The following is an 11,211-nucleotide window of genomic DNA, read 5'->3' as shown; positions in this document are numbered from 1 at the left end:
AAGGCCCCCGAGCGGCAAACCAACTCGAGAGCCCTTGTTCCTTGTAGCGAAGAAACAATAGCCCTCTCTGATTCGGCTGTCAAATCCGAACATCGTAGCTCGCGGTCCAAACCGACTTTGTCCGTCGCTTAAAGGCGAAGGCATGAGAGAGACTGTTGTAACGACGCCTTTTGGGCGGCGGCCGATGACGCTTGGCCAAATTTCAAGGCAAATCGCAGTAAGAGCGGTCAAGCCGGAAGCAGCTGTCCAAAAGTGGCAAGTGTTCCAAAGCATCCGAGAGGCCAAGGAGCCTCTCGGGGCGACTGACCGATCGCTCACGATCCTCAACGCCCTGCTGTCATTCCATCCGGAAACCACACTCGCCGTTGACGCAGAACTTGTCGTCTGGCCGTCGAATGAGCAACTAGCTGCCCGGGCGAATGGCATGCCCCCAACGACGCTTCGCAGGCACATCGCCGTCCTAGTAGATTGCGGTCTGATCATTCGTCGCGACAGCCCCAACGGCAAGCGCTTCGCCCGCAAGGGCAGGGGGGGAGAAATCGAGCAGGCTTTTGGTTTCGATCTTTCGCCGATCGTCGCCCGTGCGCAAGAATTTCGCGAAATTGCTGACGCCGTCCTTGCTGAGAAGAAGGCTTTCCGGGTTGCCAAGGAGCAGCTAACACTGCTTCGCCGGGACATCGTAAAGCTCATCGAAGTTGGCGTCGAGGAGCGAGTTCCAGGTAATTGGAGTAGGATACAGCTAGCCTACCAGGCGATTGTCAGCCGACTGCCGCGGTCAGCGCCCAGACAGGTCGTCGAGGATATTTGCGTTGAACTTCACGCCCTATGCTCAGAAATTCGTGACGTGTTGGAATCTTTCGCAAAAGTTCAGAATGCGGACGCCAATGAGTCCCATTGCGGTCGCCACATACAGAATTCAAAACCAGACTCTACTTTTGAATCTGAATACTGCTTTGGAGAAAGAGCAGAAGCGGGCGGCACCGTTGCAGAAATCGACAATGTGCGGAGCCTGCCGAAACGGGAGTTGCCATTAGGGATCGTGCTGGACGCCTGCCCGGAAATTAGGGAGCTGGCACAAGGAGGGGCAATCCGGCACTGGCGCGACCTGCTGGCGGCGGCGGATATCGCACGGCCGATGCTGGGGATCAGCCCGAGCGCTTGGCGGGAAGCCCGCGAAGCCATGGGCGAGCAGCATGCGGCGATCACCCTTGCCGCGATCTACCAGAAGGCCGGCCAGATCAACAACGCCGGCGGCTATTTGCGCAGCCTGACGGATCGAGCCAAAGAGGGGCAGTTCTCGACCTGGCCGATGGTCATGGCCTTGCTGCGGGCAAAGCTCGATGCGCAGAACTCCAGCGATGATCGCAGTTTGGAAAGGGACCGATCGAATGATGCGGCCGAAGCCAGAGATCGGCTGCAGGTGTCGGATTCGCTGTTGAAGAGCTTAAAGGGCCTGCAGAGGCCAAAATCGCGATGAAGGCCGCGCTGCTACCCGGCGCTGGAGATCAGTCCCGATCGGCGTGCACGATCGATGAGGTTCTTCACGGACGAGGGCGACCATTTCGAGCCGCCGCGTGGGGTGCGCTCGTGCAATCGTTCGAGTTGGGTCGCGATTTCGCGAAGTGTCAGGTTCGGGTTCGACGAATGGATACCGGCGACCAGCGTCATCAACCGATCCTCGGGCAGGCGGGGAGGGGATTTGCGGAGCAATGCGGCATCGGCCATCCGCTCCGCGACCATCCATTTCACGGCGCGGCGAAGACGCTCCGGCGTCCAGTCGAGGCCGCGTTGGTTCAAAACGCGGGCGATGTCGTCCCAGGTGTGATCCGGCCGCATGCGCCGAACGGTAGGAAGCCATTGATTGGCCGTTGCCTGTACGCGTTCTCCGTACGCCGCTCTTTGCGCCGCAGTCATCTTGGCCAGCGCCTTGGGACGCCGTTCCCGGATGCCGGGATTGCCGGGCAGCCTTCCCTTGGATTTTGCCGCCTTGATTCCTGCCTTCGTTCGCTCGGAAATCAGGGCACGTTCGAGCTGCGCCACGGCGCCGAGCACCTGGAGCGAAAACATTCCTTGCGGGGTCGATGTGTCGATCGGATCGCAGAGCGACCGAAAATGCGCGTTCTTCGCAGTCAGATCCTCGATCACCTCGAGCAGATGGCTAACGGATCGTACCAGACGATCGAGCCGAACCACCACGAGCGTGTCGCCGGCGACGATCTCGCGCAGCAGCTTTGCAAGAGCTGGTCTGGCTCGCGAAGCGCCCGAACCGTGCTCCTGGATGATCTCGCTGCAGCCGGCCGATCGCAGTTCCATTTCTTGCGCGTGCGTTGCCTGCTCCTCCGTCGAGACGCGTGCGTAGCCGATCAGGCGGCCCTGTGGTCGACGAGAAATGCGATTTTGCGTGTCAGCGGTCATTTGGAGCGTCTGAGAGGTCGTTAGTTGAGCGGGTTTCCAAATGAAGAGGATACGGATAACCGATCGGTTGCTGGCGCTTCTGAAGCCGCTATTGCCTTGAGCGGAGACGTGGATTATATATCCCAAAGTATCTATATCATTCAGGATATGAAATGACGGAATGGAAGGTCGAGTTTCATGACCGCTTCAAAGGCGAGATCACAGACCTTCCAGCCGATGTTCGGGTCGAGTTGCTCGCGCATTTGGTGCTGCTTCGCGAGAAGGGCTTTCGACTGGGACGACCTGAGGTCGATACGCTCGAAGGCTCCAAACACGCGAACATGAAAGAGCTGCGCGTCAAGGTCTTGAAGGTGCAATGGCGGTTCGCCTTTGCCTTCGATCCGGAGCGGAAGGCTGTGGTTCTCTGCGGTGGCGCGAAGAGCAGTGTGAGTCAGAAACTCTTCTACAAACGCCTGATCGATCTGGCGGACAAACGGTACGACGAGCATTTGAGCGAGTTGGAGAAGAAACATGGATGATCTCGATAAGCTGATACAGACGCTTCCTGAGGACGAACAGCGCGCCATTGCAAAGCGTGCCGACGAGCTTGTCACGGCGCACAATCTGCGTGAATTGCGGGCACTCGCCGGGCGGACGCAGGAAGACGTGTCTGCCGGGACCGGTTTCAAGCAGACCAACGTCTCGAGGCTGGAGAAGCGCGCCGACATGAAGCTGTCGACGCTTCGCGATTATGTCGAATCCCTCGGCGGCACGTTGAAGATCGTCGCGGATGTGGCGGGCAAGAAAGTCGATCTTTCCAGCATCGCAGAGCGCTCCCGACACGGTTCAAAGGTCTGACCGTGCCACCGGTAGGGGAGGGGTGTTTTAGAGCCCGGCCGCTTTAGTGAGATTCACCCTGAAACGGTCGCGCCGACGCTGGTAGCGGCGGGTCATTTCGGCGCTGGCGTGGCCGAGCTGCTTCTGGACATGGCGCTCGTCGACCTCGGCCGACGAGGCGAGGCCGGCACGCAGTGAGTGACCAGAAAACTTCAGCCCCCGCTCGATCTCCGGAAGATCGCCGCGCACGCCGGCCGCCAGCGCCGCCTTCTTGACGAGGCGAGCCACTTCCTGGTCATTGAGCCGATCGGGCCCAACATTTTTCCCCTGGCCGGTCACGCGCCGAAACAGCGGGCCTCGAGCGAGCTTGGCAAACTTGATCCAAGTCTCAACGGCGACAACCGGACAGGTGGCGTCGGACGAACCGCGGCCGATCTCTACCTCCCGCCAGCCGGTCTTGCCGCGCAGCGTCACCAGCATGCCCTTGTCTGATATCTCGATCCAGCCGCGTCCATCCTCGGTCTGGTCGCGGCCGAGGTCGAGGCCGACGATCTCGGAGCGGCGCAGGCCGCCGGCAAAGCCGATCAGCAGCATCGCGCGGTCGCGCAGGCCGCGCAGGGAGCCGCGGTCGAGCGTCTCGAGCATGGCGATCAGATCTTCCGGCAGAAGAGCCTCTTTCTGTCGGGGCGGGGCGGCGTGCCTGTTGCGGATGCCGGCCATCACGGTGGCGATGGCGCGATCCTTGCGATTGAGCGACATGCCGCGCTGGGCGCAGTTCCAGCCGATGGCGGCGAGGCGCCGCTCGATGGTCGAGACACTGTTCGGCGTGCTGCCGCGTGCTGACGTGCCAACAGCACTGCCGGAGGCGCAGGCGGTGACGTAGAGGCCAACGACCTGCGGATCGGGGGGCAGGGGAGAAAGGTTCTGGCGCCGGCACCAGGCCGTAAAATGCTTCCAGTCGGCGGCATAGGCGCGGCGGGTATTCGCCGAGCTCGCGGCCTCGACATAACCGCGGGCGCGATCGGTGAGATCCTGCAGATGAGCGGGCAGGGCAGGGGAAGCCGGCCCAGCCATCGCGCCGTTAGAAATCTCGCCCTCCGCAGCCCTGCTCTCAGACGGAGCAGCGTTCTGCTCGAGACCAGTTTCAGTGTTCTGTTCGATGATTTGGCTCATTCTTTATATAAAGAGCAAAACGAACGATAATGCAATCTTATCGGTCATTACTCGTGCAAGACAAGGTGTGCGGTTAAACGTGAATTGACTGGATAAAAGTGCACAAGCGATGTAGCCTTGCCGGCATGGATTCGCTCGCCCGCACCGTCGTTTCAGCCTCTATGCCGCCGGCCCACCTCCCCGCCTGGGCGCTTCCGCGCGGGCGCGAGCTGACAGAGGCGGATGCTGCGTTTACCGCCGGCATCGCCTTGAAAACGCTTGATGATCTTATTCGAGCCAGTCCTGTCTGGTCGGGCTGCTGGCGCGCGCGACAAGCCCTGAAATGCGCGGTATCTGCTATCCGTCTGACGGGGCGAAACGACGACGAGGCGGCACTCCGTGACGCGGTTCTGCTCACCTCGGCCGACGGTGATCCCGGCCCCGCCGGAAGGGTGTTTATCGCCTACAGAAGGCTCGCCAATCGAAAACCCGGCTTTTTCTCGAAGACCATTGCCGAACTGGCTGAGCTGCTGGGTCTTGCGTGGGATGATCGATTGAAGGCAACCATCGGCCATGCCGAAGACGCATTGCAGTCGGACCGGCCGGCGCCCTTTGCCGCGGCGGATCTCGTTTCGAGGATCTATCGCGACCGTCCGGATGCCGAGCCGCTCGCCTGGGCGCTCGCCGACATGCTGATGGCGGCCCTGCTGAAATGGGAGCGGCCCGTGCCGCTGCTGATGGCCGAGCGTTACGGTCCTGCCTTCCGGACGCTCGGCGGCAGGGGACGGGTGCGCCCGGGCGAGCCCGGCTTTCCGCGCGCGGTCTGCCTGGCGCTGGTCGAAGGAACGGGGGCCGCCTTGCGCTCGGCGAATGAGATTGCCCGGCGAGCCGATCCGCTTCTGGCCGTGGCGCCGAAGGTGCGGACCAAGGGCGCCAGCGCGGTCATCGCAAGACTGCTTGAGGAGGATGCCGTGCCGGCCTCGGCGCCCGGCAGCAATCTGTCGCGCTGGGCCGCGACCCGGCTGTTCGAACGGCTCGAAGGATTTGGCGTCGTGCGCGAGCTCTCCGGACGATCGTCGTTTCGAGTTTATGGGTTGTAACGATGGCCGGAACGAGCGCAACCAAGAGACTTCGTGGAAGCAAATCGAGATCGGAGGATGAAATCCTCTATGACCGGGAACTGGAGGATCTGCCGCCGGACCTGCGCTGGCGGGAATGGATGTTGCGCGTCGAGGCCGTGATTTTCGCCTCGGCCGAACCGGTCAGCCGCGAAACGCTGGCGCGGGTGGTCGGAAAGAGCTGCATCATCGATCTCATCATCGATGATTTGCGCGAGGAACTGCGGTCGCGTCCCTATGACATCGTCGCTGTCGCCGGCGGCTGGCAACATCGTAGCCGTTCGGCTTATGCGTCCGCGATCCGCGCCGCGCAGGCGCCGACGCGGTCCTCTTCGGTGTCGCTGTCGGAGCATGAAGCCGCGGTGCTGGCGGCCATCGCCTATCAGCAGCCGGTAACGCGCGGCGAGCTGTCGAAAATCTTCGGCAAGGAGGTGAGCCGCGACACGATCGCCAGCTTGCGCGACGCCGGCTTCCTCGGCTCCGGTCCGCGCAGCCCGACACCCGGTGCGCCCTACACCTATGTGACCAGCCGGCATTTCTTGTCGGCGTTCGGTCTCGAGACGCTACGCGATCTGCCCGACCTCGAACTGTTGGAGGACGCGGGACTGCTCAGCCGGCAGGCGCTGGAACAAGGCGTCACCGATGAACCTGGTGACGTTTCGGAGGATTGAGTTTTGCGTGCCAATCAGCGTTTGCTGTTTTCCGGCACCCATAGCCGCTCGTGATTGTCTGTCGTTGGCAACTCTCGTCATTCGGCTCTGTGCTTTTCACCGACTCCGAGAATGATCTATTAGCTGATCGATGAAACCATTCTTCGCGCAGTCAGGCTGTGAAAGTTCGGTGGTCGGGTCAAAAAACGCCTTCAGCACATAATAGCTGATCTCCAGTGCCGGGCTCTCCATCGGGACATTTTCAAAACTGTCGAAAGCGTCGGCAAATCGTTGGGCGGCAGGCGGGTGCGTTGACGTGGCTTGCCGAACTTCATCGACGAGCCCGATCCAGATGAACGCGACGCAGATCGCCAAGGTCCGGAACTCACGGTGCATATCGCTCGGAACTTTATGGGGTCAGAACAAGAGCAGGCCGAAATCGTACGCTAAGGTCGAACAAATCCGGAACGATGCCGTAGATCGGATGTGCAACATCCGATCTCTGTGGATTGCCATCGACATGCGCCAATTTTGATTTCTCTGTCCGGCCCGACTCGACAACGCTTCACGCAGATTGGTCATGAATGGGGTCGGGCGATGGCAAAGCGCAAGCTTCTCAAAGATCAAGATCGCCGGAAGCTTGTCGATATCCCGGTCGACGAGGACAGCCTAATCCGCCACTATTCGTTGTCATTGGCGGATCGCCTGGAGATCGAACTGCGGAGACGTAATCACAATCGGCTCGGCTTTGCCATCCAGCTATGTCTGATGCGATACCCAGGTCGAGTGCTTGGAGCAGAAGAAACTCCGCCTCGCGCCATGCTGAAGTATGTTGCTGATCAGATCGGCGCCGCTCCAGACGAATTTGCTCTCTATGCACGTCGTGAAGAAACTCGTCGGGATCATATGGCGCGGCTAATGGTCTATCTGGATACGAGAAGCGCGACGCCGCCAGATCGCCGCGCCGCGCTATTAGCGGCAATTCAAGCGGCGACCATGTCAGACGACGGTGCTGCGATAGCCAGTTCGGCTGTCGCCGCATTTCGCGAACGCGGAGTTCTTCTGCCGGCGATCGACACGATCGAACGCATTGGCCTTGCCGGCCGTGCCATAGCCCGTCGCCGGGCAGAAAAAACTCTGATTGAAGAAATCCCGCTCGATAGGCTTCAATCACTGGATAGGCTGTTAGAGGTTGACCCGTCGATCGGCAAGACGCGCTTCCACTGGCTGCGCTCGGCGCCAGAAGCGCCGGCTGCGTCGAACCTCGTCGGGCTGACCGAGCGAATAGCTTTTCTGCGGCGGCTGGAGATCCATCCGGAACTGCAGGCGCGGGTATCATCCGGACGGTGGGACCAGATGATCCGGGAGGGCAACGCAACGCCGGCCTGGCTTGCCAACGAATTCAACGCCAGCCGTCGCCACGCTCTGATCGTGGCTCAAGTCATCAAGCTTTGCCAGAAGATCACGGACGATGCTGTGACGATGTTCATCAAGCTGATGGGCAAGTTGTTCTCGCAAGCCAATAATCGGAAGAAGCAGCGGCAGATGGACTGCAGAGCGAACACCGCCAAAGCGCTGCGCATGTTTCTGGATACGATCACGGCCCTGCAGTCTGCCAACGACTATGGTCGGAACGCATTAGATGTTCTCGACCAAAGAGTCGGCTGGGACCGGCTGCTTCGGATAAAGCCCGAGCTCGAGTCGATGGTCGACGACAACGAGGCGCCGTCGTTGATCGTAGCAGCCGAGCAATATTCGACCGTCCACAAGTACGTTGGTGCATTCCTTCAGGCCTTCACGTTCCGCTCGGCGCATCGCCACGACCCGCTTCTGGCGGCAATTGCGCTACTGAAACGGCTTTATACCGAGAAGCGGCGGACACTCCCGGATCGCTTGCCGATCACCCACCTCAGCCAAACTGATCGACGGCTTATCTTCGAACAGGGTAAACCCGATCGCCGTCTCTACGAGATCGCCACGCTCGCGGCTTTGCGAGACCGGCTTAGATCTGCGGAGATCTGGGTCGATGGCAGCCGATCTTTCCGGCCCATTGATGAGCATCTGATGCCGCGGTCGACATTCATCTCGATGAAGGAAGACGATCGTCTCGGTTTGGGGGTCCAGAGCGACGGCGCGCAGTGGCTTGCCGAAGCGCGTCAGATGCTCGACTTCAACCTGACGCGTCTGGCGCACAGAGCACGATCTGGAAAGCTCGAGGGAGTTCGTCTCGAGGCAGGAACCTTGATTGTCACACCAACCGCCAGCGAAGTCCCCGCAGCCGCCGAGGAGCTGAATGCCGAGATCAGCGACATGTATCCGTTGGTGGAGGTTCCCGACTTGCTGAGGGAGGTGCATGAATGGACCGGCTTTGCAGATACATTCACGCATGTTCGCACCGGCGACGTTCCGAAAAATGTCTCTGCCATGCTGGCGGGCGTCCTGGCGGATGCGACCAATCTCGGGCCGAAGCGAATGGCTGGCGCATCCAAGGGGATCAGCGCTCATCAGATTGGGTGGATGCGCACATTCCATGCTCGATCGGAGACTTACCGCGCGGCGCAAGCATGCATCACCGATGCCCACACCCAGCATCCACATTCCCGCCTTTGGGGCAATGGCACAACGTCATCGTCCGATGGCCAATTCTTCCGTGCGAGCGATCGAGCTGCAAAGCGCGGCGACATCAACTTGCATTACGGCAGCGTGCCCGGATCGAAATTCTATAGCCATCTGTCAGACCAGTACGGCTACTTCAGTATTTTGCCCATCAGTCCAACCGAGAGCGAGGCGGCCTATGTGCTCGATGGGCTCTTCGATCAGGACACGGTCCCAGACATCCAGGAGCACTTTACCGACACGGGCGGTGCCAGTGATCATATCTTCGGGCTGTTCGCCTTGATCGGAAAGCGGTTCTCACCGCGACTGCGTAATCTCAAAGACCGGAAGTTCCACACGTTCGACAAGGGCGATGCACATCCGGCGCTGTCGAACCACATCGGGGCGCCGATCAATGCCAATCTGATCATCGATCATTGGGACGATCTGCTCCATCTCGCGGCGTCGATCACGACGCGGTCCGTGGTCCCGTCTACGATACTCAAGAAACTGTCCGCATCTCCGAAGCAAAGCCATCTTGCGAGGGCGCTCCGCGAACTCGGCCGTATCGAGAGGTCGCTCTTCATGATCGAATGGTACTCAAGTCCGGCACTACGGCGGAGATGCCAAGCGGGTCTCAACAAAGGTGAGGCCGCCCATAAGCTCAAACGCGCTGTCTTCTTCCACGAGCGAGGCGAGATTCGCGACAGGTCGTTCGAGAGCCAAGCGTTCCGCGCCTCTGGTCTCAACCTCGTCGTCAGTGCGATCGTCCATTGGAATACCGTCTATCTCGACCGTGCAATCACACAGCTGAAGCGAGCGGGTCGAGACATTCCTGATACTCTGTCGAAGCACATCTCGCCGCTCAGTTGGGAACACATCAACCTTACCGGCATCTACACTTGGGATGCCGAACATCAGATGCCGAACGGATTTCGATCGCTTCGTATGCCAGCCGGGCTGCGGCGGGTCGCATAAGTTCTCAATCTGTTCGCCCTTAGCGTACGATTTCGGACTGCTCTTGTTCTGGCCCCTTTATCGAGGATCCACGACACCGCCCAAGCGTCTGCCTCGTGCTCCTGTTGATGCATCAGCGCGGTATATGCATGATGCCCGAGTACAAGATGCCCGCATTCATGCAAGACTATGAAGCTTGCCGCTGCGAGGAACAGATTGTTGGTCAGGCCATCTTGGGACGAGGGATCGGCCGCTGAATCTGGCTCTAAATGAGGATGTTCCCAAGAAAATTCTTCATTTCGTATAAGCGCCAGGGCGGCATTTTTCAGTTCGATTGCAACAGAGTCCGGACCGCCCGATGTGATGACGACCTGCGAAAGGTTCATTTCGGCGGCCGTCTGCGTAAGGACGGATAGGACACGTACGGAGGCGGCTACAGCCCAAAGGCTCAGCAACGCGGCGTAAGTGCCCTCAATCTCCTTGGTAGTCGGAAATGCCTCGAAGTTTGCCGGCCCATCAACAATCTCGAGGACCCATGTCTCTCCTCCCATTTTCGCCAACAGCTCATGGACGCGCTCCGGCGCAATTCTAAATGGGCTTTCCCGGAGTGACGGGATAAAACCACGCATCAGTCGTTCAGCATCGGTCATTCATAAAAGCTCCGGTTGTCGACGCTGATATTGAGATCATCAGCCCGAATTGCCATGAGCCGAGCGACGGCGCACGTAACGGTCACGACGTAGGGGTAGGAATCATCCTGCCGGAACCCGATTTCGTTTCTGACGTCTGAATTAGACCCGTATTGCAGCTCGACCTCAACCTCGCCTTCAACACGATAGCTAATGTCCTGCGAATCCAACTTGGTTACGCTCACATTGTCTATGTTGTGTCCATCGACGGTCGTATGCGTCGAAAGCTCATCAAGTTCATCGATCGTCTCCGAGATGAGTTTCTCGAAGACGGCTTCTTGCATCGCGTCAGCTACGGCATGGGTGATAGCCTCTCGGCTTTCATTTGCGGCTTGGAGCAATTGGTCGAGGCCGCGCAAGACGTCCTGGATCATCACGCGAATCTCCCATCCTTTGGAGAGGATGGTATCGGCGCGAACATGTGTGGCCCTGTTGAGTCCATCCATTACTTCGATCAGGGGCGTTGTGAACTCGCGCACATCTATGCCGAGAGTGTCGCTGACGAAATCGTCCGGCAACCCGGCCTTTACGATGTAACTTGCGCGCTGATGGCGAGTGACGGTTTTGGTATCCTTGGCCTGCACGAACCAAACGCAGGCTCGAACGTCCTCATCAGGAGCGAGGCTGTGCAGCACATGGCCGATCGCTTCCCGCAGGCCGCTTGCCGCGAAGTTTCCTCGCAGAGGGTTATCCCGATCTCGAGCGACGCGGAAGCAGCCTTCGAGTACGGTCTCGAAGAATTTGTCCTTCGGCATTCGTCCCTGGAGTGCGCGACGCATCTTCTTGAGTTGGCTCCAGCGTGGAGGATTGTTGTTCATC

The 11,211-nt window shown here is 59.7% G+C and carries 11 protein-coding genes; 6 read left to right on the top strand and 5 right to left on the bottom strand.

The features are described from left to right. Positions 1 to 142: 142 nt before the first annotated feature. Complete coding sequence (gene repC, locus PIB16_RS22160; protein WP_192321194.1) at positions 143 to 1,477, top strand: plasmid replication protein RepC; 1,335 nt, start codon at positions 143 to 145, stop codon at positions 1,475 to 1,477. An 11-nt stretch (positions 1,478 to 1,488) separates the two neighbouring features. Here the strand turns inward: repC and PIB16_RS22155 are convergent, their stop codons facing one another. After that, complete coding sequence (locus PIB16_RS22155) at positions 1,489 to 2,415, bottom strand: recombinase family protein (RefSeq protein WP_192321193.1); 927 nt, start codon at positions 2,413 to 2,415, stop codon at positions 1,489 to 1,491. Positions 2,416 to 2,567: 152 nt separating this feature from the next. On the opposite strand from PIB16_RS22155, the gene PIB16_RS22150 reads away from it, so the two are divergent. Continuing rightward, a complete protein-coding gene (locus PIB16_RS22150; RefSeq protein ID WP_192321191.1) occupies positions 2,568 to 2,933 on the top strand; it encodes a type II toxin-antitoxin system RelE/ParE family toxin in 366 nt (121 codons plus the stop codon). Further along, positions 2,926 to 3,252: a helix-turn-helix domain-containing protein gene (locus PIB16_RS22145; RefSeq protein ID WP_192321189.1), complete on the top strand. Its 327-nt coding sequence runs from the start codon at positions 2,926 to 2,928 to the stop codon at positions 3,250 to 3,252. Before PIB16_RS22150 ends, PIB16_RS22145 begins: the two co-directional genes overlap by 8 nt. A gap of 27 nt (positions 3,253 to 3,279) precedes the next feature. Here PIB16_RS22145 and PIB16_RS22140 read toward each other — a convergent pair whose 3' ends face one another. Next, positions 3,280 to 4,404 carry a site-specific integrase gene (locus PIB16_RS22140; RefSeq protein WP_271046331.1) on the bottom strand — a complete coding sequence of 375 codons (1,125 nt, stop codon included), beginning with the start codon at positions 4,402 to 4,404 and terminating at the stop codon, positions 3,280 to 3,282. A gap of 125 nt (positions 4,405 to 4,529) precedes the next feature. Here PIB16_RS22140 and PIB16_RS22135 point away from each other — a divergent pair, with 125 nt between their 5' ends. Together PIB16_RS22135 and scpB are read left to right on the top strand one after the other, a co-directional pair. Further along, positions 4,530 to 5,483, top strand: coding sequence for a DUF1403 family protein (locus PIB16_RS22135; protein ID WP_192321181.1), 954 nt, complete (start codon positions 4,530 to 4,532; stop codon positions 5,481 to 5,483). Positions 5,484 to 5,485: 2 nt separating this feature from the next. Then, the gene (gene scpB / locus PIB16_RS22130; protein ID WP_192321179.1) at positions 5,486 to 6,172 is read left to right on the top strand and encodes an SMC-Scp complex subunit ScpB; all 687 of its coding nucleotides are present in this window, start codon (positions 5,486 to 5,488) and stop codon (positions 6,170 to 6,172) included. A gap of 96 nt (positions 6,173 to 6,268) precedes the next feature. Here the strand turns inward: scpB and PIB16_RS22125 are convergent, their stop codons facing one another. After that, positions 6,269 to 6,526: a hypothetical protein gene (locus PIB16_RS22125; RefSeq protein ID WP_192321177.1), complete on the bottom strand. Its 258-nt coding sequence runs from the start codon at positions 6,524 to 6,526 to the stop codon at positions 6,269 to 6,271. Positions 6,527 to 6,748: 222 nt separating this feature from the next. Between PIB16_RS22125 and PIB16_RS22120 the strand changes: the two genes are divergently transcribed. Beyond that, complete coding sequence (locus tag PIB16_RS22120; protein WP_065653655.1) at positions 6,749 to 9,724, top strand: Tn3 family transposase; 2,976 nt, start codon at positions 6,749 to 6,751, stop codon at positions 9,722 to 9,724. Here PIB16_RS22120 and PIB16_RS22115 read toward each other — a convergent pair. Together PIB16_RS22115 and PIB16_RS22110 are read right to left on the bottom strand one after the other, a co-directional pair. Beyond that, positions 9,664 to 10,353: a phage exclusion protein Lit family protein gene (locus PIB16_RS22115; protein ID WP_192321173.1), complete on the bottom strand. Its 690-nt coding sequence runs from the start codon at positions 10,351 to 10,353 to the stop codon at positions 9,664 to 9,666. The genes PIB16_RS22120 and PIB16_RS22115 overlap by 61 nt on opposite strands. Next, entirely contained in the window at positions 10,350 to 11,210 is an 861-nt protein-coding gene (locus PIB16_RS22110) for a hypothetical protein (RefSeq protein WP_192321171.1), read from the bottom strand. Before PIB16_RS22110 ends, PIB16_RS22115 begins: the two co-directional genes overlap by 4 nt. Position 11,211 lies beyond the last annotated feature (1 nt).

The organism is Agrobacterium sp. ST15.13.015 (assembly GCF_027871645.1).
Lineage (GTDB): Bacteria > Pseudomonadota > Alphaproteobacteria > Rhizobiales > Rhizobiaceae > Agrobacterium > Agrobacterium leguminum.
This window is presented reverse-complemented; position numbering and strand designations above follow the sequence as displayed.

What these genes read in the sequence shown, in the direction of transcription:
- repC (WP_192321194.1), top strand. Translation starts at nt 143, where the DNA reads ATGAGAGAGACTGTTGTAACGACGCCTTTTGGGCGGCGGCCGATGACG.
- PIB16_RS22155 (WP_192321193.1), bottom strand. Translation starts at nt 2,415, where the DNA reads ATGACCGCTGACACGCAAAATCGCATTTCTCGTCGACCACAGGGCCGC.
- PIB16_RS22150 (WP_192321191.1), top strand. Translation starts at nt 2,568, where the DNA reads ATGACGGAATGGAAGGTCGAGTTTCATGACCGCTTCAAAGGCGAGATC.
- PIB16_RS22145 (WP_192321189.1), top strand. Translation starts at nt 2,926, where the DNA reads ATGGATGATCTCGATAAGCTGATACAGACGCTTCCTGAGGACGAACAG.
- PIB16_RS22140 (WP_271046331.1), bottom strand. Translation starts at nt 4,404, where the DNA reads ATGAGCCAAATCATCGAACAGAACACTGAAACTGGTCTCGAGCAGAAC.
- PIB16_RS22135 (WP_192321181.1), top strand. Translation starts at nt 4,530, where the DNA reads ATGGATTCGCTCGCCCGCACCGTCGTTTCAGCCTCTATGCCGCCGGCC.
- scpB (WP_192321179.1), top strand. Translation starts at nt 5,486, where the DNA reads ATGGCCGGAACGAGCGCAACCAAGAGACTTCGTGGAAGCAAATCGAGA.
- PIB16_RS22120 (WP_065653655.1), top strand. Translation starts at nt 6,749, where the DNA reads ATGGCAAAGCGCAAGCTTCTCAAAGATCAAGATCGCCGGAAGCTTGTC.
- PIB16_RS22115 (WP_192321173.1), bottom strand. Translation starts at nt 10,353, where the DNA reads ATGACCGATGCTGAACGACTGATGCGTGGTTTTATCCCGTCACTCCGG.
- PIB16_RS22110 (WP_192321171.1), bottom strand. Translation starts at nt 11,210, where the DNA reads ATGAACAACAATCCTCCACGCTGGAGCCAACTCAAGAAGATGCGTCGC.